Raw genomic sequence first — 25,007 nt, 5'->3', positions numbered from 1 at the left:
TGCTATCAAGTAGAATATTAGAATTTAATGTATCACTAATAATAACAATAATATATATTCTTCTGAAAAATCAAACAATAAATCTCACTTTGTTGTATAATATTGTAAAAAGATGACGGAGGGATTTGATGTTACACAAAACATCTCAATTTATGATAAAACTTTCATCGATTATTTTATCACTCTTACTATTATTAAATTTACCTTATTTATTTATCACTCAAGGGGGATTCACCTTTCAACCGATTCAATTTTTCAAACAGATTTTTACTATGTTAAAAGAGGTTTTCTCTCCCGAGTCTCTTATAGTTCTATCATCAGAAGCGAAGTTCGGTAATTTCAAAAAAACACCATTATTTCCAACCGTATTAGAACCTTACATATATTCATTTACTGTTTTGTTTGTAGCTTTCGTTCTTGCACTCTTTATTTCATCTAGCATGGCGTTTTTCTATTTTTTAGCAAAGGATTCTATCAAAAAGTGGATTAACAGATTTATTTTTGTATTAGAAGCTATCCCTGATATGATGATGATGATTTGCTTACAAATGTTTTTCATTTGGTTACTTCAGAAATTCGGGGAATCTCCTGTCACAATTATTTCTTTTAATGAAAATCGCGCTTATTTACTTCCTATTTTATCTTTAGCGGTTTTACCTACATTACAAATGTTTCGGATGATGATTTTATATATAAAAGAAGAACATGGAAAACAATATGTAGAAGTTGCTTACGGAAAGGGCCTTTCATCAAGATATATACTGTGCATCCATTTATTCAAAAATATATCTATTCATTTCTTCCACCATTTAAAAACAATTTTCGTTTTCTTACTTTCTAATTTGTTCATTTTAGAATTTATTTTTAATATGCAAGGTATCATTCAATTTTTATTTAGGAAGGCGTTTATTTCACCTCCCGCTACATTTATCATACTTATCATGATTATCTTACCGTTTTATATTATTTTTCAAATCACTTCTTTTATGATGAATAGGTGGCAAAAACAAATGAGAGGAGAAGTTATATGAGGTCTATTTGGAAATCAAAACGCTTTTTAATCGGATTCATTTATCTTTTTGTACTACTTACAGCTAGCTTTATTTATAGTTGGTTCTTTAAAGATAGCATACCAGAAGCACCTCTATTGCTTTACAATGACAATAATGAATTACTTGGCAAGGCACCCTTTTCACCATCTTTAATGCCACCTTTTGGCTCTGACCGTTTTGGAGAATCTATTTTCTTACAAATTTTAGAAGGAGCGAAATTTACAATTTTATTTGCTGTCGGAATTAGTTTATTACGTATTTTATTTGGGACATGTTTAGGTATCCTATTAAGTTTATACGCTGCAAAATGTAAAAGATTTTTCCAGGCATGTTCAGAAGTATTTTATTATATCCCAACTGTATTTATCGCATTTATACTCATCACACCGGTTAATATTGTAATTACATCAAATGCGGATCGGCTAAGTCCAAATATTCCATTTACACTTTATCAAGCTATCATACTCATTTTTATTGCTCTACCTACAATTTCTTTATATATTTCATCAGAAGTTGATGAGTTTATGAAGCAAGATTATATAATGAGCTCACAATTAATGGGGGCAAGCCGTTTTCATATTATAAAGAAACACTTGCGTGTCTTATTATTAGACCGAGCATTTGTTTTATTTATGGAGCATATTGTCCAAACACTCATACTTATGATCCATCTAGCATTACTTAACATTATAATCGGTGGGATACAACTGAAAGAAATGGACCAAGGTGAGTTCAAACCTGTTTCACTCTCAAATGATTGGGCAGGCCTTATTGGATTAAATCGTTATGAAATGAATCTTTCATTATGGATTATCTTTTATACACTCATCACATTCTTTATTACTATACTTTTCATTAAACTCATGACTATTGGAATACAAGATGCCCTAAAAACAAGAAGTTCACAAGCAGTAATGGTGCAACCTGTTCAAGACCAAAAAATATATGTAAAAAATAAGGATTCTTTTTCATTTGCTTCTTTAGAGGAAAGAAAACGTTCTTCGTTACATTTGTAAAAAAGTGATTAGACTAAAGTAAAAAATTAGAGGAAGTACGGAGTCGATATCAAAAACAAAGAAGAGGTAATCCTCTTCTTTATTTCAATTTCTTATGAAATGAATAACTAACTTTATCATATCCTTCACGTTCATAAAAACGATGTGCGTCAACCCGTGGAAAAGCTGATGTCAAAACAACAGAACTACATCCCTTTTCTGCTCCCCACTCTTCTATATATGATAATAACGCTTTACCATAGCCTTTTGAGCGATGGGCCCCCGCTGTAACAAGATCATATACAAAAACATGTTTCTTATTATAGAAATTCGTACATACCGCTACCCCTGCAAGGCTTACCACCTCATCTGCGTCATTACACAAAGAAAATAATTGATAGCGTTCCTCTTTCATCTGACGAAATAAAAATTGTGCTTCCTCTTTTGTAAGCGCAGTTCGTAATTGTTGTAAAACGGATAATACCGCATCTAATTGATCTTCTGATTTTATTTCCTTAACATTCATCGCGAATCTCCCCTAACTATTTATAAAATTTTCTAAATGTTATATTATTATTATAAATAGAGACTGCCCTTTCCTTAAGTGGCAGTTCATCCCTTTTTTATAAGGCCAGTTTTAAAGGAGAGCGCATGTAATGGATTTAACCATTCCTCTACAATTAGAAAGTAAAACACCCATCTATATACAAATTTATGACTACATGAAACAAGAAATCTTAAAGGGAACGCTCCCTGCCGGAACACGTCTCCCTTCTCACCGAAATTTAGCATTACAACTTGGTGTTAGCCGCATTACAGTCGAATCAGCTTATCAGCAGTTATCCGCGGAAGGCTATGTGGACAGTAAACCGAAGCGTGGTATATTTGTTACGGAAGTAGATGTAGATGTTATACCATATAAACAACATGCTCCATTTTACCAATTTGAAAAAAAACAAACAGAACCGCTCTTTTTTGATTGTAATCAAGGAAACATCGATCAAACAGCCTTTCCACTCTCAAATTGGAAAAGAGCCCTACAAGAATGTTTACTCCAATATGAAAACGAATTATTTACAAAAGAAGATCCACAAGGAGAATATATACTTCGTACTCACATTGCAAAATATTTGTATCATGCTCGCGGGGTTCATTGCACACCTAACCAAATTATTATTGGTGCTGGTACACAACCCCTTCTTTGGTTACTTATTCAATTACTTGGGCAGCAAAAATCATACGCAATCGAAAATCCTGGGTTTCACCGCGTAAAAGCTATTATTCAAAGCTGCAGTCTTCCTTTTCATCCTGTTCCATTAGATGAGCAAGGAATGAACATTTCATCTCTCAATAATTGCGATGCGAATGTTGCTTATGTTACGCCTTCTCATCAATTTCCATATGGCATGATTATGCCTTTATCAAGGCGGCTTGAGTTATTAAACTGGGCTAATGATCGCTCTGGTTATATTATTGAAGACGATTATGATGGGGAATTTCGCTACGTTGGAAAACCTATTCCCTCACTGCAAGGGCTTGATACAAATGAACGTGTTATTTACATGGGAACTTTTTCAAAATCGTTTTTACCTTCCTTAAGAATGGGCTATATCGTTCTTCCTAATCATCTTTTGGAAGTCTATAAAAACTTAGGCGGCATTTTTAAACAAACTGTTTCTAAAATACAACAGCTTGCTCTTGCTAACTTCATCCAAAAAGGAGATTGGGATCGGCACTTAAACCGCGTTCGTACATTATATAAGAAAAAACATCATAAACTAGTCAAATCACTTGTGAATCAAATGGGCACTGGTATTAATATACTTGGGGATCAATCTGGACTTCACATTGTACTACATGTTCATAACGGCATGAATGAACAAGAACTCATTCAATCAGCTGCTGAAAAACATGTAAAGCTTTACCCTCTATCCATATACGATCCAGTAAATATTTTGCAAGAAGAAGCTCATGTATTATTAGGTTTCGGAGGGATACCGATTGATGCAATCGAAACTGTTGTAACATTATTAAAAGAAGCTTGGTTTGCAAAAAAAAGCTGTTCCCTGCAGAAATAATTGCAAGGAACAGCTTTTTTACATGCCTAATCATTTGATGTTTGCCCTGAACGTGATGAGATACCTGGGCGTTTTACGCCAGTTGTTTCCGTTGAATAAGAAGCTTCAATGATGGCACTTGAATCTACAGAGAGAACGAGATCTTTCATCTTTGGATAAATAAAACGGTTTGTAATACAGTAGATAATTCTCTGGTGCTCTCCTAAAAAACCACCTTCTCCATGTAGATACGTAACTGAAAGTTGTAACTCCTTCATAAGAAGTTCACCAATTTCTTTATTCTTACTCGAAATAATCATGACACTCTTGCCTTGATTAATGCCATCTAATATGAAATCAATCATCTTCGTAACAATATAGAAAATTGCAAGTGAGAACATTGCTTGCTCGATTGAAAACAAAATAGCGACAAATACAAAAATAACAGCATTTACAGCAAGTAAAAATGTACTAATCGGCACTTTAAAATGTTTGTTCATCCAGACCGCTAACATTTCTGACCCGTCAATTGCACCACCCATCTTCACAACAATTCCAACACCAATTCCAAATAATACTCCACCATACAATACAATTAGTAATTCAGACGTTGTGATAGCTGGAAATGGCTTCAAATAAATTAATCCGAGAGTTGTTACAACGTTGGCATAGGACGTACGAATAAAGAATTTTTTCCCCATTACTTTTGCAGTAAATAATAAGATAGGAATGTTAAGTCCTAAAAACACACCATAAAGCGGTAATCCAGCAACTTTATTCGCCATAATAGAAATGGCTGTTACCCCACCATCTACCAGTCCATTTGGTGCCAAAATCAGCTCCAATGAGCCAGCTACAATAATCGATCCAATTGTTAATAAAACATATTCAAATATTTTTTTCATTGATTACCCCCAAAACAGATATATTTTCTTAGTATTATCATACCAAAAATTCTCTATTTTTTCAAAGAAATGGCTTTATTTACACAAATTCGACACTAATTTGGAAATTTTTATATATTCTATTTCTAGATGATATATAATTATTTTATTGAATTTTTAGAGAAAAGGAGTTTTCTTATGTTACAAGGCCTATTTACCTCCCCTATCCTATCTATAGACACATTACACCCAGGTTATGAAGATCATGACGAAACAATTATGCCTCTTCCTAATTTAGAACAATGTAGGGCACCGTACCGATATTTATATCGATTATTATCCGTTCAAGGAAATGTGGATTTAGAGGAGTGGCTACAACACCCCGTCTTCTTCTAAAATACTCTTAAGGAGATTACACTATGCAAATTCAAAAAAAGAAACGATTAACAATACCTGAAATACAGCACATCATAGATTTAGCTCATATTTGTAGGCGAAACGATGGCATCGATTATCTAGCAGATTTGCATGTCAATATTCTTAAGAATCGAAAAGAAAACCGGCTAAACGATTTTCTTTTTTATAACAATGAACAATTAATCGGTGTGTTAAACATGTATGAATTTGAAAGACCGACAAAACTTGAATTAACAGGATTTGTCCACCCTCATTTCAGAAAACAAAAAGTAGGAACTACTCTTTTACAAACGGCCATGGAAGAAATACAACAACAAGATGTTGATGAAGTCTTGCTCATCATAAACGGGGCATCAACATCTGGAAAAGAATTTGCCGAACAAGCTAACTTACCATACTTATACAGCGAGTACGGTATGGAGTTTCAGTTAGATACACAACAAACGACTATACAAAAACATACGATTGAGCTTATCCCTGTATCGACTGCGACATTTCTTACTCTTTTGGAAATATCTAGTAAAGCTTTTGGTGATTCATTGACAAATACATCCTCCTGGTTACAAAAAATAATGTCTTCTCCTACTCACCAAGTATATATTTCTCTCATCCATAAACAGCCAATTGGGACCATTACAGTAAATAAACAAAACGGATTTACTTCCTTATCCGGATTTGCTGTTCATCCTTCTTATCAAGGAAAAGGATATGGAAAAAGCATTTTGCAGTACATCGTACATCAGCTATTAACTGAGGGAAGAACGAAAATTGAATTAGAGGTTGAAACTAAAAACGATAATGCTCTAAAACTTTATAAACAGTGTGGTTTTGAGATTACAACAAGGTATGATTATTATAATTTACTAAATTGAACTACCCCCCTCCACTTCGTTTAGAGGAGGGGGTCTTCTCGGTTAAAATGAATTAGTAAAGGACTGAATCTTAGCGATTCAGTCCTTTACTAATTCATTTGTTTCTTAATATATTCACAACAGTAGTCGTTTCATCATTTTCTTTATATACGCGTGGAATTCTTCGATCTAGCATACAAGTCACTTCATAGTTAATTGTACCCAATGTATCCGCGATTTCTTCTACAGAAATTTCTTCCTCACCTTGTCTACCGTAGAAAACAACTTCATCTCCTACTTGTACAGGCATTGCTTTTGTAACATCTAACATTAACTGGTCCATACAAACGCGCCCAAGAACTGGTACACGAATTCCATTAATTAACGCATGCCCCTTATTCGACAGCTGACGGTTATACCCATCTGCATAACCAATTGGAACAGTCGCAATCCATTCTTCTCCTGTTGTTACATACGTATTCCCATAACTTACACCACGATTTTTTTTCGCGTGCTTAATATGAGCCAGTTTCGACTTCAATGATAGTGCTGGCTGTAAAGAAACAACTGTATGATCTACTTCTTTCGAAGGATACATACCATAAATCCCGATTCCAACACGAACCATATTTTGAAATGTATTGCTTAGCTCCATTGATCCAGCACTGTTTGAACTATGGATATACGGAAGATGAATATCCATTTCCTTCGCTGTATTTACAGCTTTCTCAAATAAACTCGTTTGCATATTTGTATATGTTTTATTAATTTCATCAGCTGTAGAGTAATGTGTAAACATACCTTCTATTTCTATATATTTCATATTTTTTAGTTCTTCTAAAAATGGCGCAACCTCTTCTTCTTGTAAACCAATGCGACTCATTCCTGTATCTATTTTCACTTGAATATGCGCTTTCTTTTCAAGTTGCTTAGCAATTTCATTGATACCTTTTAGATCCTCTATTCTATATACCGTCATCATAATATCATACCCAATAGCATCTTTAGCAACATCCACTGGTGTATAACCTAAAACTAAAATCGGCACAGTAACTCCTGCTTCGCGTAGTTCGATTCCTTCATCTACAAAAGCAACAGCAAGTTGATTCACTCCTGCCTCAATTGCCGCTTTTGCAACTTCAACCGCCCCGTGTCCATACCCATTTGCTTTTACCGCTGCCATCATTGCAATATTTTTATCATTCACACGTTTTTTAAATTCTCTTACATTATGTTTTACAGCATCTAAGTTAACTTCAACAATTGTATCTCTTCCATATCTCGAACTCATGGGTCTAAACTCCTAACTCAATAATTGCTTTCCATTCTATTTCTCGTTTAATTATGACCTTTTACAATATAATACTTTTCATTTTCCTAGTCAAACTACTAGAATTTTCGGAATTTTTAATATGGCATAATACTCCTAAGACACTATTATATACGGAGATGAGGAGAATTACAATGTTTGTTCAAGCTGCATGAATCGACTTTAAGCCTCATCAAAAATAGATTCATTGTTAATGAAAAGAGAAGAAATCAATCCTACGAAGAGTATTAAGCCTAGTAAAACAAAAGTCTGAGAATATCCACCAATATCCATAAGATAAATAGAGATAACAGGCCCTATACTTGTTCCTAAAAATAAAATGAAAGTATAAATTGAAACTGCTATTCCCCTTGATTTCCCACCTAACGCTCCGACAAGAGTGACCAATGCCGGGACAGATAAAGCAATTCCGACAACAAAACACACACTCATAATTATAAGAAAAGGAAGACTAGAAATAAACCCCAATGAACTTAAACTAAGAATGGCTATTAATAATCCTCCCTGAAGAACCTGCTTAACACCAAATCTCATTGTTAGACGCCCTGCAAGTGGTGAAAGCAACATTCCAAATAATCCAGCTAAGCGAACGTAGAGAATTTGTTCTGCATATAACTGAAAGTTAGAAGAACTTAAATAGTTTCCTAAAACAGTATACATATTTACAAAAGCCATTAATAAGACAAATGCAATCATATAGCTTAATACTAAGTTTTTTTGCGTGAAGACCTTACCCATTTGTTTCACTGGTCCTAATATATCCGCGTATGATTGAGACGATTTTCCTCTTGGAAGAGCATAATAAATCCATAAAGCAGTAACTATATATACACTACTAAGAAGAAAAAACACCATATGCCATCCAAAATACTGACTAATTACAGCACTCATAACTTGACCTACAATTCCCGCTACTAAAAAACCAGTACTAACAAATCCTATGGTTGTAACCTTCTTTTCTACCGGAAACGATTCTACAACGTAAACTAACGCTACTGGAGAAAAAGTAGCTGCCGTTATACCTTGTAACCCGCGTAGCACAACAAGCCAAGATAGGCTATTGACTAAGCCCAATAATAAGGAAATAATCGCCAACCCAATTAGTCCAATCAGAATAACATTCTTTCGACCATACTTATCAGATATCGCACCAAATAGCAAACAACCAATCGCAAAACCGAGTGAAAACATACTACCAGTAATTGCAGATTGCGTTAATGAAACATGAAAAAAATCTGCGAATAGCGGAATCAATGGAATTGTAACATAAAGACTTGACATAACTGCCATACCCGACCAGCATAAAACAGCTGTCATTAACGCATAATTCTTTATAGAATTCACTTCTTTTGAAATTTGCAACTTGAATCCTCCTCTTTAGTAAAGTTGTCATTTAAATTCATACTGTTTACATTCCGCGCCTCAAAAGTGCCTAAAATAAAATCATAAAAAATTATTGCTTTTTACGCCCTCTACTTAACTTAACCCTTTTCAACTCCTTTACCGAAAATACAATATTGATTTAATTATTTCATCACCTCCTCTCATTTTGTTAGCCACACATATAGTTAGGTAACCTAATTATATGGCCGAATAAATAAGTTGATTTTTATAATCAACTTATTTACCTACCTTCTCCCACTTTCAATCGCATGTTTATTTGCATCTTATTTAATAATTTCTCTAATATTTGACGTTCTTCTTGATTAAAATCTTCCACCAATGATGCACACGAAGACCAAAAAGTTGGTAAGGAAAGAAAAACAAGTTCTTTTCCTTTCGGAGTAATCTTCACCTTTAATCTTCTGCGATCTTCAGCATGGTGGTACCTTACAATTAATGCACGTTTTTCCATCCAATCTAATAATCCAGTGACTGAAGCGCGTGTAATTCCTAAGCGGTTTGCAATAGCTGAAGGACTCATACTAGCTTCTTCCTCATTCGATTCAATTTCACGTAAAATAAACAACAATAAAAAATCTAATTTACTTTCAGAAATTCCAAGTGGCGCTAAATCCAGATCGACTGCATCCAAAACATCATCAGATGTCCATAGCATCAGTAAACCAAGTTTTGCTGCGATTGGGTCCGTGTCTGCTGATACTGTCGTTTTTATCAACTTTGCATAAGGTTCTATCCCTAAAGGATGAGAATCGTTTTTTGACGTCATTGCTCCCAGTCTCTCCTTTTTTCAATATCCTTCTCCAAAGTAATTAGTTTGACTAACTACTTTTTCATTATACTCATTTTTTCTATTTTATTGCAAGAACATCCTTATAAAAATTCCCTATAATTTAGACACCTTATCCAAGTTAGATGAAGCGTATCACCATCTAACTCTCTTACTTTCGCGCTACAAACAAAAAGTAATTCTTATTAAAAATAAGAATTACTTTTACTCAACAACACTATTTTTCTTCCACACTACCTTTCGCCTTTCCTCCGACACCCCAATGCGAACCCGGAATCTCATTTACTAGTACACGTACACGTTCAACATCTACATCCAAACTTTTTGCAACTGCATCTGTAACATTTGAAATGAGATTTTGAATCTGCTCCTGTTTTCTACCCTCAATAACTTGAATTTGTACAATTGGCATACCCATCTCTCGCTTTGCTCTTTATTCACAAAACATCGATACACTACCCAATCCTTCAAACTGCGCAATAATAGCGTCTCCAGTTTTGAAAGCAACCGCTTCAGATAATGCCCCACTTAGCACAATATCACCTTTTTTTAACCCTTCATTTTGTAATCCAAGTTTATTTACCGCCCAAGCAATTGCTGTTACCGGATGTCCAAGTACAGCTGCCCCTGTACCAGTTGTCGCCGTTTTACCGTTTTTCGACATAACCATTCCAACATTAGCTAAGTCTATTTCCTGAGCGTTAATCCATTTGCTTCCTAATAGAAATTTTGAGGATGAACAATTATCTGCAATTACATCAGGCAATGTAAATTTAAAATTCAAATAACGACTATCAATAATTTCCAAAGCTGGCGTAACATATTTCGTTGCCTTTAATACATCATCCGCTGTAACGCTAGTACCTTGTAAATCATCTCCCATTAAAAAGGCAATCTCTGGTTCTACTTTTGGATGAATCAACGTTTCATACTGCACAGGTTCCCATTCAAACGCTAACATATCATGTAATAAATAACCGTAAATTGCTTCCTCAATCCCCATCATTTGTTGTTTCGCTTTACTCGTTAACCCAAGCTTTACACCAACTCGTTTGGATCCTTCTTTCATCTTTTGTTCAACTAATTGTTTTTGCAATATGTAAGCATCTTCTACCGTTAAATCCGGATGCTGATCTGTTACCTTTACTACTTCTTTTCGTTCCCTCTCCGCCTGAAGTAAATATTCAATAATCTCTGAATCCGCTCCTTTAACTAAAGCCATATTTTACACCCCCGTTTTTATCTTTGCTAATTCAGCTGCTACATCTAAAATCATATCTTCTTGCCCACCAACTACTTTTCTCTTGCCAAGTTCTATTAAAATATCACGAGCATCTACACCAAATCTATGAGCAGCTCTCTCAGCATGTAGTAAAAAGCTTGAATATACACCAGCGTATCCCATGACAAGACTACCTTTTTGAATTTCTTGTGGCCCTGGTAACAGCGGTGCAACAATATCCTCTGCCAAATCCATCATTTTATACAAATCTACATCTAGCGTATATCCCATCCGATCCAATACAGCTAACAATACCTCTGTTTGCGCGTTCCCAGCTCCAGCTCCAAGGCAGCGGGCGCTTCCATCAATTCGGGTTGCTCCTTCTTCAATTGCAGTAATCGTATTCGCTACTGCAACAGAAAGGTTATTGTGGCCATGAAAGCCGATTTCGATATTTAGAGATTGACGTAATGCCTGGATACGTTCACGTACTTCATGAGGCAATAAAGCTCCAGCTGAATCTGTTACATAGACAGCTTGTGCCCCATAACTTTCCATAAGTTTTGCTTGTTCTACCAATTTCTGTATCGGTGCCGAATGTGCCATCATTAAAAAACCACACACTTCCATACCCAATTCTCGTGCAAAATGAATATGTTGAGCGGAAACATCCGCTTCCGTTACGTGGGTTGCTACACGAACAAGTCTTGCTCCAATGCTTTCTGCTTGTTTTAATTCATGGACAGTGCCAATACCAGGAATAAGTAACACAGCTACCTTTGACTGTCTACATTCTTCCACTGCCGCTTCAATGAGTTTCATTTCATCTACTAACGATTTTCCATATTGCAAAGTGGAACCACCTAATCCATCCCCATGACTAACCTCAACATAATGCATACCAGCCTCATCTAACGACCTAGTTACAGACCGAACTTGTTCCTCTGTAAATTGATGCCTCATTACATGACTTCCATCACGCAAACAAACCTCAGTTATTTTGATTGACATATCACTATTTCTTTTCACTCATCACACCTCGCTTCTGCTCTCCAATTATTCGAGATGCAAATCCTTCACCAATTTTTAATGCCGCTGCTGTCATAATATCTAAATTACCAGCATACGGCGGAAAGTAATCTCCAGCTCCTTCTACCTCTAAAAATACAGTCACACGGTTCCCATCAAACATCGGTTCCTGTTTCAAAGAATATCCTGGAACGTATGACCTAACTACTTCAACCATCTTACAAATTGCTTGCCCAATAATGAATTCATCCATATGCTTAACTTCGCAATATACTGTATCTCTCATTAAAATAGGAGGATCCGCAGGATTTAATATAATAAGTGCTTTCCCACAGTCTGCTCCCCCAACCTCTTCAATCCCACGCTTTGTTGTAATCGTAAATTCATCAATATTTGCCCGTGTACCTGGACCTGCACTTAAACTAGAAATCGTAGCAACTATCTCCGCATACGCAACGTCCGCTACTTCATTGATTGCATGAACAATTGGAATTGTTGCCTGCCCACCACATGTAATCATATTGACATTTCGCATTTCTACATGAGTAGCATCTTGTATAGCTGGACAAACAAATGGGCCACATGCTGCAGGGGTCAAGTCAATCACTAGCTTCCCTAACTCTCTTAAGACTTCCGCGTGACGAATATGAGCTTTGGCTGAAGTTGCATCAAATATAATATCCGCTATGCTAGGATTCTCAATAATTGCTTGTATACCATTATCAAAAATCTCATATCCTTCTTCCTTCGCTCGCCTTAATCCATCTGATTCAGAATCTATCCCTATCATGGCAGTCATTTCAATTACTTCACTTCTTCTTAATTTATACATTAAATCCGTACCGATATTTCCGGATCCTATAATAGCCGCCTTCACTTTCCCCACATATATCCCCTCCTTTTCACACAACTATAAAACTATACAAATTTAATAGAAACCGAACCAAGAGATCCGAAATCGGCTTGAATTACATCATTACATTGAACTGAAACAGCGCCCGATAATGCACCTGGCAAAATTAATTCTCCTGCCTTCAATGAAATATGAAATTCACTAAGTTTATTCGCTAGCCAAGCAACCGCTTGTGCAGGATGTCCTAATGCCGCTGCTCCTGCTCCAGTAGCAATTAAACTATTATTTTTATAGAGCGCCATTCCAGCCGTACGCAAATCTACTTCAGATACATTGGACATCTTTTCACCAACAACTACTTTTGCAGAAGAACCATTATCTGCTACTGTATCGACAAGCTTAATCTTCCAATCTGCAATACGACTATCAATAATTTCAAGTGTAGGTACAATATATTTCGTTGCCATTAGCACATCTACATATGTAATATTAGGTCCACTTAAATCCTCAGCTAAAACAAATCCAATTTCCGCTTCTACTTTTGGAGATACAAACGAATCTACCGAGATTACACTTCCACTTTCTACTTTCATATCATCTAGTAAATGTCCGTAATCTGGTTCATCTACCCCAAGCATTTGCTGCATTGCACTACTCGTAAGTCCAACTTTCTTCCCAATCACTGTGCGGCCTTGTCTTAACTTTCGTCCCACTACTTCGAGCTGAATGTTATACGAATCTAAAACTGATAGATTTGAATACCTTTCCGTGAAAGGCGAAATTGGTCTACACGTTTGTTCTGCCTGTATAAGTTCATCTGCTAATTCCTTTATTAACACTTGCATTTATCTCACCTCATTTTTAAAATCTATATTTAGAACACATCAGTGGAAATACCATTCCACTGATGGAACATTCATTTTACCCAGCTATTCGCAGGCAGTAAGACCCCCCACCTCAGGTTTCAGAGAGAAGCAAAAAAGATAGGCGGGGGATAACTGCCCGTAAAAGCCCGATTGGTGAAGCCCCCACTGATGGAAGTTTCACTTTATAATTTCATCGTAACTGTCTTTGCTTCTGTATAAAATTCAAAACTATGGCGTCCACCTTCTCGGCCAATACCACTTGCCTTAGAACCACCAAATGGGGTACGTAAATCTCGCACATACCAACAATTAATCCATAATAATCCCGAATCAATTTGCGAAACAACTCGTTGTGCTCTTCTAAGATCATTTGTCCAAACAACTCCCGCTAAACCATAAATAGAATCATTTGCAATACGAATTGCATCTTCTTCTGTTTTAAATGGTATAACAACTAAAACTGGACCAAAAATCTCTTCTTGAGCTACACGCATACGATTATCGACATCATATAATATAGTCGGTTCATAAAAGTTCCCTTGTGCTAAACTCTCGATTCTTTTTCCGCCGTGGGCTAATTTTGCTCCTTCTGAAAGACCTATTTCCACGTACTGATCAACTGTTTCTAGATGTGATTTCGAAACAAGCGCTCCCATATCTGTATCTTCATCAAGAGGGTCTCCCACTTTTATGTTTTTCACCGCTTTTACAAATTTCTCTAGAAACTGTTCATATACGCTTTCCTGTACAAGTAATCTTGAACCAGCTAAACAAATTTCTCCTTGATTCCGATAAATTGCTTCAATCGATCCTTGTACCGCTTCATCTAAGTCAGCATCTTCAAATACAATGTTTGCTGATTTTCCGCCTAATTCTAATGAAACTGGTATTAAGTTTTCTGAAGCATTCCGCATAATTGTTTTCCCTGTATTACTTTCCCCCACAAATGAAATACGTCTTACAGACGGGTGCGTCGTCATTTTCGTTCCTACCGTACTGCCTGGCCCTGTAATAATATTCAGTACACCTGGAGGTAGCCCGGCCTCATTTGCAATTTCACCAAGCATGACTGCACTTAGCGGCGTGTAAGATGCTGGTTTCACAACTACTGTATTACCAGCGGCTAGTGCAGCTGACGCCTTCCACGTCATCTGCATAAATGGCAAATTCCAAGGAATAATTAAGCTCGTTACTCCTGCTGGTGCGTATTTTGCATATGACATAAAGTTATGCTTATCATAATGTTCATGTACTATATACTTTGCCATCTCGGCAAAGAAACGAAAATTATGTGCAGAACGCGGAATATCAAAACCACGACTTTCTTTTATTGGCTTTCCGACATCAAGTGTCTCTATATACGCTAATTCATCTACTTTTTGCATAATCAAATCGGACATTTTGCATAAAATAGCTGAGCGCTCTTCCACAGGCATTTTACTCCAGATACCACTTGTGAATGTACGCCCCGCTACGTCTATTGCTCGCTTAGTATCCTCTTCATTTGCTTGTGCAACAGAGGCAAGTTTTCTATTTGTCGATGGATTGAACGTATCGAACGTTTCGCCGGACATCGCATCGACATATTGACCATCAATAAATAACTTCGCATCTTTTACTTTCATTTTTTCAGCTAATAGTTCTTTATTCACACTCTTTACCTCCTACTCTACAATTTCTAAAACCATCTCGATTTCAATTGTTGTATTATTCGGTAGTTGAGCCATTCCAACAGCGGAACGAGCATGCTTTCCCTTTTCACCAAAAACATCTACTAATAAATCGGATGCACCGTTCATCACTTTTGGCTGATCAATAAAATCTTCTGTACTATTTACAAATCCAAGTAACTTCACAACTCGTTTCACCTTATTTAAATCACCGAGTTCATTCTTTACAACGCTTAATAAGTTCAACATAGACTGCCTAGCTGCCTTATATCCATCTTCTATTGATACATCTTTACCTAATTTCCCATGGTACTGGTCAACACCTTGTCCAGCAGTAAACAATAAGTTTCCGACCCTTACACAACTTACATAATTACCTACCGCTGGACGAATAGCTGGTAGTGTGAGTCCCATTTCATTTAATTTACTCTCTGGTGTTTGTGTTTTCTGCATATACTACACCTCTTTTTTTCATATCAATATTTAAGAAACTCGCTGCATTTCCGCCAAGCATAGCTTCCTTTTGCTCCTCTGATAAATCAAGTGTCTCGTCAATTACTTTACCTGGCTGAATTTCTCGTAGTAAAAACGGATAATCCGACCCCATAAAAATCTTTTCATGTCCAAATCGCTCTATCATATATTTAAGGTTGATAGGATCATAGTTTAAAGAATCGAAGTAAAATTTCTTTGCGTAATGGCTCGGAGGATATGTAGTTAATCTCAGATGTGGCCATACTTGCCACCCTTGATCTAATCGCGGCAAAATATATGGAAAAGAACCTCCACCATGAGCAAAGCAAATTTTTAACCTAGGAAACTTCTCCATTATCCCGCCCCATATAAGTGTAGCTGCGGCAAGAGCCGTTTCACTTGGCATCCCAACTGTATACATAAAATTATGATGCGGCATTCTATCTCGCCCTAATGTTTCCCACGGATGAATAAAAATTGGAACCTGCCATTTTTCAGCCATCCGGAAAAACTCAATAAATGAAGGGTCATCTAAATTTTTCCCATTTACATTCGTTCCAATTTCGATTCCATGTAAGTTTAATTCTGTTATGCATCGCTCCATCTCACGAACTGCCGTTTCTCCATCTTGCATTGGCACTGTTCCTAATCCAACAAAACGATCTGGATATGCCAAGACGGTTTCCGCAATAAAATCATTTTGAATACGCGCCATTGCTTCAGCTTCTTCTGGTTTTGCCCAATAGGAAAATGTAACAGGAATTGGTGATAATACTTGTATATCAACACCTTCACGGTTCATATCTTCAATTCTTTTCTCCGGGCACCATACTTGATCTGTCACATCGCGAAAGTTTTTCCCACCAACCATAATCGCAGCACCACATGTACAAGTGCGATTTAATATCGGCCAACGTCCACCACCAAACTTCTCCTCAAAATCCGGAAATGTTTCAGGAATAATATGTGTATGAAAATCTATTCGCACTTCCATTCCTCCACTTCCTCTGGCATAATATGTCCGCAGTTTTTACACGCACGAATTTCTTTATTTGAATTAAAACTATGAATCGCTTCTTTCACTTGTTTTTCAATATCGGTTAATTGAACCCGTACGCGATGCATTTCATGATTACACTCATCACAGAACCAAACAAAATCTTCAAGTTCTCCTTGGTTACGTTTCCTTTCAATTACTAATCCATATGTGTTTGCAACGCGGTGCGGTGAATGTGGCACCATGGCTGGTAACATAAACACATCTCCTTCTTTCACTGTAACAACTTCACGTTTCCCTTCTTCCGTAATACATTCCACATAACATTCGCCTTTTATTTGATAAAAGAATTCATCTGAAGGATCAACATGAAAATCACGTCTTCTATTTGGCCCTCCTAAAATCATGGCAATAAACTCTGAGTCTTGCCAAATTACCTTGTTATTTACCGGTGGTTTCAATAACTCTTTATTTTCATCAATCCATTTTAGTAAATTAAAAGATTGTAATGTTTTTGACATGTTTTTTCCTCCTTATAATTCATTCGCTTATATTGTTTTAAGAGGCCATCCTAATAAGGATTGAGACCTTTGTAATTCTCCTTGAAATAAGTGATTCCGTATCCTCGTTGATGAAATTCGTTCAACTTCTTCGCAGCAAACCTCTTCGACGATAGAAACATCAAAGTATTTCATCAGTAGCTCTATATCACCCTCGCGATTTTTTCCAAATCGAAAATCTTCTCCGACATAAATTTCAATTGGGCATAACCTTTGTAATTCTTGAATAAAGTAACTAGCCCTTCTCGTTACATACAACTCATCAAAACGAATAACAATTACATGTTCAACACCGAGCTCCTGAAATCGATTTAACTTCTCATTAATTGGCGTTAGCACTTGTGCTCCCTGAAAATAAGAACGTGGTGATGGATCAAATGTATACACGACATTTGGAATCTGTAGCTCTTTCCCTTTCTCCACCGCGTTTCTAATAACGGTCTGATGTCCTTTATGCACACCATCAAAAACACCAATAGAAACAATCGATTTTTCCAATTCAGGTACACTATAATCATGTATATAAATGATTCTCACCTCTCTTTTACAGTTATGATTAAATGTCTAAATAACCAAATTCCTTTGAAATTAAATTTGCAGTATTCATCACACTTCGAATCATGACTTGACGATTGCTTCCTTGCATATACGTTTTCGGACCAACAATATTAAGAGCAGCAATGGTTCTCCCGGTGTAAGAACGAATAGGAGCCGCAATGCCATATAATCCATGTTCATTTTCGTTATCACTTATGGAATAACCTTGCTTACGAATTGTCTGTAACTCTTCTTGAAATCTCTTCATACAAGTAATTGTATTTGGTGCTCGAGGCAGCAGCCCATTTTCTGAAGTATACTCTAAAGAAGAAGGGTTAAATGAAAGAAGAACTTTTCCTGTACTTGTGCAGTATGCAGGTTTTCTTGATCCGACATGAGTTGATATTTGAACAGAATCCTTTGATGAAATTTTCAAAATAAATACAACATCTCCACGGTCAAACATACCGATATGCACCGTCCCATTAAATTTCCTTACAAGTTCTTCAACGATTGGAATCGCCCCGCTATAAATCTCTTGTTGAAACATCACTTGATTGCCCCACTCCAACAATTTCCATCCCAGTCGATATTTTCTCTGCTCATCTCGAATTAACATTCCTTCTTCACACAATGTACGGACAAGATGGTGAACTGTACTCGGGTTCATATTTAATTTTGCAGCAATTTCAGAATTTCCTAACACCGGCTCACCACTCGTAAAACAATTTAGAATTTTACAAATTTTACCGATAGATGCTATCACAATAACTTACCTCCTCTATTCTAGTTACATATTTCCGGTTCATATATAGCTAAAACATGTAAGAAGATTTACATCCTAACAGTAAAATTCTTGTTATCTATTTGCCACTCCTTCCTTTTTTATTTTAAAATGTAAGCGCGATCATTTTATTGCCACCCTAATGAATTTCCAGATAATTCCGTTCGCAAGGCACTATCCACAAGTGACAGCGATTGTTGTTTTTTGTACGCATTATAAAACATGCCCATTTTTCTCACTGGATCACCAGAATAATAACGCTCATATTGTAATAGGCGTTGTCCAAACGCTTCACCGCATAAGTCCCAAGCTAATTTAAATAATCGAACGCGTTCCTCAGAAGATACTCCTTCACGCCCGATATAATATTTATACATATCCTCTTGAATCTCTGGATTCATAAAGTCAGCACCTGTTGGCGACATTAGTAGGCCACCAGCCCCAATGGTTTGAATAATTTCAATAGCACGTGGATACATTTTAGGTAATAAGCTACGTATTGTATCAAGCGGTAGTCTCGCAGGAACAGCTTCACCATATGCATTCGTTTCATACTCATATTCTGCTACTTGCAAGAGTGCACGGATTGTTTCTACATCTTGTATTAATTCTGCTAACTGATTTTGTACATTTAAAAAGCCGTCTACTCCAATTGAATCTGCTAGTTTTATAGCCACTTCTGCTGCAAAAGAAAGTTTCACTAATCCTCTTACTCCTGATTGATGTGCTGGTTGATGACCAATTCCTGTTTTTGGATACAGCTGATTTCCAGCCTCTACACTTTGATAGATAAACACTTTATCCCACGGAATAAACACATTATGAAATACAAGTAGTGCATCCATTTCTTCAAACCTTGATGCAAGTGGATGATCAAACAAGGATCGTTTTCCATCTTGCATTGGCTCGCGACAAAGGATCCTTAAACCCGGTGCATCAATAGGAACTGCAAAAGAAATTGCATGACGTTCATCACCCGGCTTAAAACTTGGATAAGAATAAATGATTACCTCATCTGTAATTGGTGCAAGTGTCGCTAACATCTTAGCTCCGCTTACATACATTCCCTCTTCTGTTTCGTTCACTACACCTAAATGCATCGTTGCATCTTCTTGCTGATGTGAGGCTTTACTTCGATCATTTTGTGGATTGATAATCGCATGTGTTAAAAACAAATCTTGATCACGTATATGTTTATAATAATTTTTTATATTAGTCCCCCATGAGGAATCAAATTTTTCAAAAAACCATGCATTGCTCGCCATTGAAGTAACTGTAACATTTAAAAAATCTGGTGTTCTGCCCATTAAACCAAATGTAGCCTTTGCCCATACTTCAAACAATTCGCGGCGTGCTTTTAAGTCCTCATAATTTTTTGGCACTAAAAATGCATTCGAAACCCGCTCTCCTGTCTCTTCGCATATATGGGTAATCTTGTCCTGATACTCTGGATCGTGCTGCATATCATATAATTTAGCAATTTGTAAAATCGGTTCCCGAAAAACATCTTCATTCACAACATCGGTTATTCTTCTTCCACCAATCCAAATTTCAGGATTTCTTGCCTTTAATCCTTCAATATACTGAGCTCCTGTTCGAATCGCCATTTTTACCCCTCCAATATATACATTTTGAAGTTTACTATACAAATAAGTTTAGAAATTCTGTCACCCTTTTAAATTGACAGAATTTTAAATTATTATAAACCAATCTCAACTCAAAACTACTGCCTTATTTCACATTATGAAATTCTAGTAAAATTTTTAAGGGACATGTAAAAAAGGAACAGTTCCCTGTTCCTTTCACATCATTCATTCACCTTCTCCGCATCCCAATAATATTTACTAAATGCTTCAGTTAACACATCAATTGTGTTATATAGCTCTTCTAAAGTATTATCAACGCCACCAACTTCGATAAGCATGGCATTTTTCGATAAATCTTGATTATAGACTCCATTTCCATCCTTTTTATACTTTGGAAAAATCCCTCTACTTAACCCATAATAGTTTTCATCTAAATACGAATTTATCGCTCTTGCAATCTTTTCATTATCAGAACGCCCTGCATTTTCCATCCCTATTATAAAATATAACCTCGCATAGGATTTTCCATTAATCACTTTTGTCGTAACATTCTTCCGCTGATCGTCCCTGTGAATATCAATTGGAAATATAATCTTATCATTTTGTGCCAAGGCTTCTTTCACATATCCATGAGATGCGGTATATGCTTGATACCATTTCCATTTCTTATTCGCCAATAAATCACCCATGTTTGTTTTGTCATGAAGAACCGGTATTCCCTGCCCTTCCAACTGTTCTTTTAGACGCTCTCCCAAAAGCGAGACATTTACATCCGGACTTGATGGACTCTTCGCCCCAGGTAACAATGGATAAAAGGACTCCCAACTATGCGTGTGATAAATATATACAGCTTTTTCACCTTTTGCATCGTTTTTATTTTTTTGTACAGGATTCTTTTTGTCTGCTTCTGTGACTTTATCTTTCGCTACTTCCCGTTCTTTCGTTACCTCTTCAATCGGTACACTAGATTCATTCGGAATATTCGTATAGTCCGTTCCTTCTCCAGCTACGATAATATTAGAATAGTACTTTGACATCCCCGGTACTTCTTTGCCAACGAACGTTCGTAAATCATGTATTTTCAGATCTGTTGTGATAGAAAACAATAAATTCCCAACAGACTCTCGTTTATTTGTTTTAAAATAATCCGATGCAAAATAACGATTTTCACTCTCAAACATTTGAATAAATCCCTGCATTGATACTTTTCCAAACCACTGACTCGCATAATAAGATTTCATAGTATGTAAAAGCGAGGTCACAATAGACGCCGCCACTATCACTACAAATACATATGATAAGATTAAAAATAGAAATTTCTTTCCATGTATACGAGTTGCATACTTTTTCAATGTATCACCTTCTTTATCATTTTAGGTGAGAAGCCCCCACCTCAAGGAACGTGAAGGGCACAGACCAATGAGTAAGTGGTGGTAGTTCAAACATGGATATGTACAAGCTTTATGTAATATATATTTACTAGACTTTTAAATTAGACCTTACATACTAGAATTCCATTTTCAATTTGTGTTGCACCCAAGTTTAAGTGTAAGTTAAAAATAATGTCTTTTCTTACCTAGCCTCACTTAGAACAAATACAAATGATATACAAATCTTCAAAATATCTACAGCCCGTTTTGTACAATCCTCCCTAATTGAACTACCCCCACCTTCACTTCGTTTAGAGGAGGGGGTCTTCTCGGTTAAAATGATAAAAAAAGAGAAATGGCAGCCCATTTCTCTCTCATTAGTTATTGTTCTTTCGATGTATCAGACGAAGGTGATTTCTTCGCTTGTTTTTCTTTAAAAATTTCACCGATTGCACCAAGTGTGCCAAGTGTTTCAATTGCATTAGATGGGATGAAGATCTTATTTGCTGGTCCTTTTGCTACTTCAGCTAACGATTCAAATGATTTATAAGCAAGAACGCGTTCATCTAAGTCCGCTGCACGTATTAATTCGATTCGGTTTTGTTCTGCTTTCGCAATCGTTTCAATTGCTCTTGCTTCCCCTTGTGCTTCTAATTCTTTCGCTTCTCGTATACCTTCTGCTTCGCGAATACGCGCTTCTTTATCCCCTTCAGCCATTAAGATTTTACTTTGTTTTTCCCCTTCAGCACGAAGAACTTTATCTTGTTTAGCCGCTTCTGCTTCTAGAATAATCGCACGCTTATTACGCTCTGCTTTCATTTGTTTTTCCATAGATACCTGCACATCTTTTGGTGGATTAATATCAACAACTTCCACACGTTCAATACGAACGCCCCACTTCTCTGTTGCTTCGTCAAGAGCTAGACGAATTTCTGTTGAAATCTTTTCACGCCCTGATAATGTTTCATCCAGCTCCATCTTACCAATGATTTGACGCATTGTTGCAGATGTAATATTACGAACACCATATTCATAATTAGAAATACCATATGTCGCAAGTTCCGGTTCAACGATTTGATAGAAAATTATTGTATCAATTTCTACCTGTACGTTATCTTTCGTAATTACCTTTTGTGGTGGCACATTTGTTTGTTGAATACGTAAATCATGGTATACACGTATCCGATCTACAATTGGGATTATTAGATTTAACCCTGGCTGCATGATGCGTTGGAATTTACCAAATCTTTCAACCACACCTACCTTTTGTTGGGGCATGATTTTAATTGTTAACGCGATAAATACAATGACAATTAATGCAAAAATAATCGTTAATGTTAATGCTACCATTTTTATTCACTCTCCCTTTTCACATATAAAACAGTGCTGCTCCTCTTTATAACAATGACGCTTTCCCCAGTAGAAATAGGAACATCCGAAATAGCAGTCCAAGTATCGCCATCCACTTTCACGATCCCATTCCCTTCACTTGTAATCGCTTGCAGGATAATTCCTTTTTTACCAGCTAATTTATCGACAGTATCGATAAATCCTTTTGCCTCTCGAAAATTTTTAGAGATTCGTTTCGTAAAGAAAGTCAATGTTAAACTTACAATTGCTCCTACAACAACTTGTAAAAATAGTGCATCTGGAGCAAACAATGCAATAAGACCTCCGACAACCGCTCCAATTCCAAGCCATAACATGTAAAAGGTAATCGATAACATTTCTGCTATAAATAAAATACCGGCTATAATAAACCAAACTACCCATCCAGCCATATGTAACCCTCACTTTCTTTTTTATTTTCTATATGTATATGAAAAAAAGAATTGTTTATCACGTCCTCCTAATTAAGGCGAGACGTTTCATCGGAAGCTACTATACATATTCACTGTTATAATGAGTATTATTAAAATAGTATATTAATATATTCTTTATTATACATGAAAATCCCTGTATAAAAGTTACAAAAAATAAAATTCTTTCAAAAATTTATTCCACGAATTATGATTACTATAAAGAAATATGTATTATTCTTTGAGTGGAGGTACCAATATTGCACCAACAATCGCTATCCTTTTATTGGTTTTCTAAAATGTGCATCACTCTTGCTGAAGTTGTTTACATAATGATTCTTACTACTCATATTTATATAACAACCAAATCAGCTACTATCACAGCTCTTTTTCCATTATTACGAGTTATTACAAGTTTTATTGCGAGTACATCCGCACCACTTTTAATGAACCGTTTTCCATCTTATTCATTGCTCTTTACATTGCAAGGCGTTAAGACTTTCTTTTTTATTCTTTTAACTGCATTATTTCCCTTACTATCATCTAACATCATTGCCCTTCTTGCTTTTATTATTCTCATTTCATTATGCGAAGGTTGGAGTTCTCCTTTATTATACGCTGTTATTCCACGTCTAACATCACAAGAAAAGTTAGTAAAAGTAAATAGTGTCTTTTCCTTTTCAACACAAATTGTTCAAGCAGCTGCTTATTCATTCACAAGTGTAGTGGTCTTATTGATTGGTGCCACTTCTACACTTATGATAAACAACGTATTAATGATTTTGGGGTGTATTGCATTATATGTTTCATTGCGCGCTATACAAACTGAACAAACAATAGAGAAATCCTCTTCCAAATCAGCTGTATTAATAGAAAGATGGAAACTTTTATTTCAGCATCCCTCCCTCCGTATAGTTACATATATGGACTTAATTGAAACTTTTGCTGGAACGATATGGATTGGTGGTATTACTATGGCTTACGTAACGACTGTTCTTCATAGAGGAGCAGAATGGTGGGGTTATATCAACACAAGCTATTATTTCGGAACATTAATTGGTGGGCTATTAGCATGGCGAATGAGTACATATATTCAAAATAACTTAATACGCTCAATGGCCTTAGGATCACTTCTATTTAGCGTGCTTACCTTCTTATATGGCATAACAAGCAACGGATTTATTGCACTGTTTCTTTGTGTTCTAATGGGACCTTCCTATCAAATTCGAGATATTTCCCAAACAACCGTTTTACAATCAAGCGTACCACCATCTCTATTATCAAGAATGTATACAGCTCACGGTACACTTACTTCGGCTGTTTCAGGACTTTCTATGCTATGCGTTGGCATTATTACCGATATGTTCGGTGTCCGTACTATATATATCATTGCTGCTTTTCTAATTTTTTGTTCTGCTTGTTTATCTTTTATTTTGTTAAAACATACAAAACAGCAAGAAAAAGACATTTCTCTTTAAGTTCA

General features: G+C 36.1%; 26 protein-coding genes. 6 read left to right on the top strand and 20 right to left on the bottom strand.

Translation table 11 applies throughout. The features are described from left to right. Window positions 1–128 precede the first annotated feature (128 nt). Together ORL93_RS17070 and ORL93_RS17065 are read left to right on the top strand one after the other, a co-directional pair. On the top strand, window positions 129–1,031 hold the full coding sequence (locus tag ORL93_RS17070) for an ABC transporter permease subunit (protein WP_006094646.1): 903 nt from the start codon (window positions 129–131) through the stop codon (window positions 1,029–1,031). Further along, entirely contained in the window at window positions 1,028–2,068 is a 1,041-nt protein-coding gene (locus ORL93_RS17065; protein ID WP_018765500.1) for an ABC transporter permease, read from the top strand. The genes ORL93_RS17070 and ORL93_RS17065 overlap by 4 nt, the downstream gene beginning before the upstream one ends. A gap of 79 nt (window positions 2,069–2,147) precedes the next feature. On the opposite strand, the gene ORL93_RS17060 is transcribed toward ORL93_RS17065, so the two are convergent. Next, complete coding sequence (locus ORL93_RS17060; protein WP_006094644.1) at window positions 2,148–2,573, bottom strand: GNAT family N-acetyltransferase; 426 nt, start codon at window positions 2,571–2,573, stop codon at window positions 2,148–2,150. 130 nt (window positions 2,574–2,703) lie between these two features. Between ORL93_RS17060 and pdxR the strand changes: the two genes are divergently transcribed. Then, complete coding sequence (gene pdxR, locus ORL93_RS17055; protein ID WP_006094643.1) at window positions 2,704–4,125, top strand: MocR-like pyridoxine biosynthesis transcription factor PdxR; 1,422 nt, start codon at window positions 2,704–2,706, stop codon at window positions 4,123–4,125. A 26-nt stretch (window positions 4,126–4,151) separates the two neighbouring features. Here the strand turns inward: pdxR and ORL93_RS17050 are convergent, their stop codons facing one another. Continuing rightward, a complete protein-coding gene (locus ORL93_RS17050) occupies window positions 4,152–5,009 on the bottom strand; it encodes a YitT family protein (protein WP_003197206.1) in 858 nt (285 codons plus the stop codon). A 177-nt stretch (window positions 5,010–5,186) separates the two neighbouring features. Between ORL93_RS17050 and ORL93_RS17045 the strand changes: the two genes are divergently transcribed. Further along, window positions 5,187–5,384, top strand: a complete 198-nt coding sequence (locus ORL93_RS17045) for a hypothetical protein (protein WP_097795607.1) — start codon at window positions 5,187–5,189, stop codon at window positions 5,382–5,384. A gap of 23 nt (window positions 5,385–5,407) precedes the next feature. Further along, complete coding sequence (locus tag ORL93_RS17040; RefSeq protein ID WP_265959285.1) at window positions 5,408–6,277, top strand: GNAT family N-acetyltransferase; 870 nt, start codon at window positions 5,408–5,410, stop codon at window positions 6,275–6,277. 94 nt (window positions 6,278–6,371) lie between these two features. Here ORL93_RS17040 and alr read toward each other — a convergent pair whose 3' ends face one another. The 18 genes from alr to ORL93_RS16950 form a co-directional block, all read right to left on the bottom strand. Then, window positions 6,372–7,547, bottom strand: coding sequence for an alanine racemase (gene alr / locus ORL93_RS17035; protein WP_006094640.1), 1,176 nt, complete (start codon window positions 7,545–7,547; stop codon window positions 6,372–6,374). 201 nt (window positions 7,548–7,748) lie between these two features. Continuing rightward, entirely contained in the window at window positions 7,749–8,948 is a 1,200-nt protein-coding gene (locus tag ORL93_RS17030) for an MFS transporter (protein WP_097795605.1), read from the bottom strand. Between the two features lie 262 nt (window positions 8,949–9,210). Then, window positions 9,211–9,756, bottom strand: a complete 546-nt coding sequence (locus ORL93_RS17025) for a MarR family winged helix-turn-helix transcriptional regulator (RefSeq protein ID WP_097795604.1) — start codon at window positions 9,754–9,756, stop codon at window positions 9,211–9,213. A 238-nt stretch (window positions 9,757–9,994) separates the two neighbouring features. Then, window positions 9,995–10,195 (bottom strand): 4-oxalocrotonate tautomerase, encoded by a 201-nt coding sequence (locus tag ORL93_RS17020; RefSeq protein WP_006094637.1) that lies wholly within the window; start codon window positions 10,193–10,195, stop codon window positions 9,995–9,997. A gap of 15 nt (window positions 10,196–10,210) precedes the next feature. After that, entirely contained in the window at window positions 10,211–10,999 is a 789-nt protein-coding gene (locus ORL93_RS17015) for a 2-keto-4-pentenoate hydratase (protein ID WP_097795603.1), read from the bottom strand. 3 nt (window positions 11,000–11,002) lie between these two features. After that, window positions 11,003–12,028, bottom strand: a complete 1,026-nt coding sequence (gene dmpG / locus ORL93_RS17010) for a 4-hydroxy-2-oxovalerate aldolase (RefSeq protein ID WP_097795602.1) — start codon at window positions 12,026–12,028, stop codon at window positions 11,003–11,005. After that, complete coding sequence (locus ORL93_RS17005; protein WP_018765494.1) at window positions 12,015–12,914, bottom strand: acetaldehyde dehydrogenase (acetylating); 900 nt, start codon at window positions 12,912–12,914, stop codon at window positions 12,015–12,017. The genes dmpG and ORL93_RS17005 overlap by 14 nt, the downstream gene beginning before the upstream one ends. 32 nt (window positions 12,915–12,946) lie before the next feature. Further along, window positions 12,947–13,726, bottom strand: a complete 780-nt coding sequence (locus ORL93_RS17000) for a 2-keto-4-pentenoate hydratase (RefSeq protein WP_003197188.1) — start codon at window positions 13,724–13,726, stop codon at window positions 12,947–12,949. 203 nt (window positions 13,727–13,929) lie between these two features. After that, window positions 13,930–15,399 (bottom strand): aldehyde dehydrogenase, encoded by a 1,470-nt coding sequence (locus ORL93_RS16995; RefSeq protein ID WP_097786792.1) that lies wholly within the window; start codon window positions 15,397–15,399, stop codon window positions 13,930–13,932. Between the two features lie 12 nt (window positions 15,400–15,411). Continuing rightward, the gene (locus ORL93_RS16990) at window positions 15,412–15,870 is read right to left on the bottom strand and encodes a RidA family protein (RefSeq protein WP_097795601.1); all 459 of its coding nucleotides are present in this window, start codon (window positions 15,868–15,870) and stop codon (window positions 15,412–15,414) included. Beyond that, window positions 15,842–16,885: an amidohydrolase family protein gene (locus ORL93_RS16985; RefSeq protein WP_097795600.1), complete on the bottom strand. Its 1,044-nt coding sequence runs from the start codon at window positions 16,883–16,885 to the stop codon at window positions 15,842–15,844. The genes ORL93_RS16990 and ORL93_RS16985 overlap by 29 nt, the downstream gene beginning before the upstream one ends. After that, window positions 16,870–17,409 (bottom strand): 3-hydroxyanthranilate 3,4-dioxygenase, encoded by a 540-nt coding sequence (gene nbaC / locus ORL93_RS16980; RefSeq protein ID WP_006094629.1) that lies wholly within the window; start codon window positions 17,407–17,409, stop codon window positions 16,870–16,872. Before nbaC ends, ORL93_RS16985 begins: the two co-directional genes overlap by 16 nt. Window positions 17,410–17,436: 27 nt before the next feature. Then, window positions 17,437–17,985 carry an FAD synthetase family protein gene (locus ORL93_RS16975; RefSeq protein ID WP_097795599.1) on the bottom strand — a complete coding sequence of 183 codons (549 nt, stop codon included), beginning with the start codon at window positions 17,983–17,985 and terminating at the stop codon, window positions 17,437–17,439. Between the two features lie 19 nt (window positions 17,986–18,004). After that, window positions 18,005–18,751: an IclR family transcriptional regulator gene (locus tag ORL93_RS16970; protein WP_018781317.1), complete on the bottom strand. Its 747-nt coding sequence runs from the start codon at window positions 18,749–18,751 to the stop codon at window positions 18,005–18,007. Window positions 18,752–18,897: 146 nt separating this feature from the next. After that, the gene (locus tag ORL93_RS16965) at window positions 18,898–20,376 is read right to left on the bottom strand and encodes a 4-hydroxyphenylacetate 3-hydroxylase family protein (protein ID WP_097795598.1); all 1,479 of its coding nucleotides are present in this window, start codon (window positions 20,374–20,376) and stop codon (window positions 18,898–18,900) included. A 200-nt stretch (window positions 20,377–20,576) separates the two neighbouring features. Beyond that, window positions 20,577–21,707, bottom strand: a complete 1,131-nt coding sequence (gene spoIIP / locus ORL93_RS16960) for a stage II sporulation protein P (protein WP_097795597.1) — start codon at window positions 21,705–21,707, stop codon at window positions 20,577–20,579. A gap of 399 nt (window positions 21,708–22,106) precedes the next feature. Beyond that, window positions 22,107–23,075 (bottom strand): SPFH domain-containing protein, encoded by a 969-nt coding sequence (locus ORL93_RS16955; RefSeq protein WP_006094625.1) that lies wholly within the window; start codon window positions 23,073–23,075, stop codon window positions 22,107–22,109. Between the two features lie 2 nt (window positions 23,076–23,077). Then, a complete protein-coding gene (locus ORL93_RS16950) occupies window positions 23,078–23,506 on the bottom strand; it encodes an NfeD family protein (protein ID WP_097795596.1) in 429 nt (142 codons plus the stop codon). 317 nt (window positions 23,507–23,823) lie between these two features. On the opposite strand from ORL93_RS16950, the gene ORL93_RS16945 reads away from it, so the two are divergent. Beyond that, window positions 23,824–25,002: an MFS transporter gene (locus ORL93_RS16945; RefSeq protein ID WP_371389017.1), complete on the top strand. Its 1,179-nt coding sequence runs from the start codon at window positions 23,824–23,826 to the stop codon at window positions 25,000–25,002. Window positions 25,003–25,007: the final 5 nt, after the last annotated feature.

Origin of the sequence: Bacillus sp. DHT2, from assembly GCF_026241455.1 — a bacterium.
GTDB lineage: Bacteria > Bacillota > Bacilli > Bacillales > Bacillaceae_G > Bacillus_A > Bacillus_A pseudomycoides.
This window is presented reverse-complemented; position numbering and strand designations above follow the sequence as displayed.

Bases quoted from the DNA above. Each gene is read 5' to 3' on its own strand.
- ORL93_RS16965 (WP_097795598.1), bottom strand. From the start codon at position 20,376: ATGGCGATTCGAACAGGAGCTCAGTATATTGAAGGATTAAAGGCAAGA.
- ORL93_RS16950 (WP_097795596.1), bottom strand. From the start codon at position 23,506: ATGGCTGGATGGGTAGTTTGGTTTATTATAGCCGGTATTTTATTTATA.
- ORL93_RS17045 (WP_097795607.1), top strand. From the start codon at position 5,187: ATGTTACAAGGCCTATTTACCTCCCCTATCCTATCTATAGACACATTA.
- ORL93_RS17050 (WP_003197206.1), bottom strand. From the start codon at position 5,009: ATGAAAAAAATATTTGAATATGTTTTATTAACAATTGGATCGATTATT.
- ORL93_RS17015 (WP_097795603.1), bottom strand. From the start codon at position 10,999: ATGGCTTTAGTTAAAGGAGCGGATTCAGAGATTATTGAATATTTACTT.
- ORL93_RS16990 (WP_097795601.1), bottom strand. From the start codon at position 15,870: ATGCAGAAAACACAAACACCAGAGAGTAAATTAAATGAAATGGGACTC.
- ORL93_RS17070 (WP_006094646.1), top strand. From the start codon at position 129: ATGTTACACAAAACATCTCAATTTATGATAAAACTTTCATCGATTATT.
- ORL93_RS17040 (WP_265959285.1), top strand. From the start codon at position 5,408: ATGCAAATTCAAAAAAAGAAACGATTAACAATACCTGAAATACAGCAC.
- ORL93_RS17065 (WP_018765500.1), top strand. From the start codon at position 1,028: ATGAGGTCTATTTGGAAATCAAAACGCTTTTTAATCGGATTCATTTAT.
- alr (WP_006094640.1), bottom strand. From the start codon at position 7,547: ATGAGTTCGAGATATGGAAGAGATACAATTGTTGAAGTTAACTTAGAT.
- ORL93_RS17000 (WP_003197188.1), bottom strand. From the start codon at position 13,726: ATGCAAGTGTTAATAAAGGAATTAGCAGATGAACTTATACAGGCAGAA.
- pdxR (WP_006094643.1), top strand. From the start codon at position 2,704: ATGGATTTAACCATTCCTCTACAATTAGAAAGTAAAACACCCATCTAT.
- ORL93_RS16985 (WP_097795600.1), bottom strand. From the start codon at position 16,885: ATGGAAGTGCGAATAGATTTTCATACACATATTATTCCTGAAACATTT.
- ORL93_RS17060 (WP_006094644.1), bottom strand. From the start codon at position 2,573: ATGAATGTTAAGGAAATAAAATCAGAAGATCAATTAGATGCGGTATTA.
- ORL93_RS17025 (WP_097795604.1), bottom strand. From the start codon at position 9,756: ATGACGTCAAAAAACGATTCTCATCCTTTAGGGATAGAACCTTATGCA.
- ORL93_RS17020 (WP_006094637.1), bottom strand. From the start codon at position 10,195: ATGGGTATGCCAATTGTACAAATTCAAGTTATTGAGGGTAGAAAACAG.
- ORL93_RS16945 (WP_371389017.1), top strand. From the start codon at position 23,824: ATGTGCATCACTCTTGCTGAAGTTGTTTACATAATGATTCTTACTACT.
- nbaC (WP_006094629.1), bottom strand. From the start codon at position 17,409: ATGTCAAAAACATTACAATCTTTTAATTTACTAAAATGGATTGATGAA.
- ORL93_RS16955 (WP_006094625.1), bottom strand. From the start codon at position 23,075: ATGGTAGCATTAACATTAACGATTATTTTTGCATTAATTGTCATTGTA.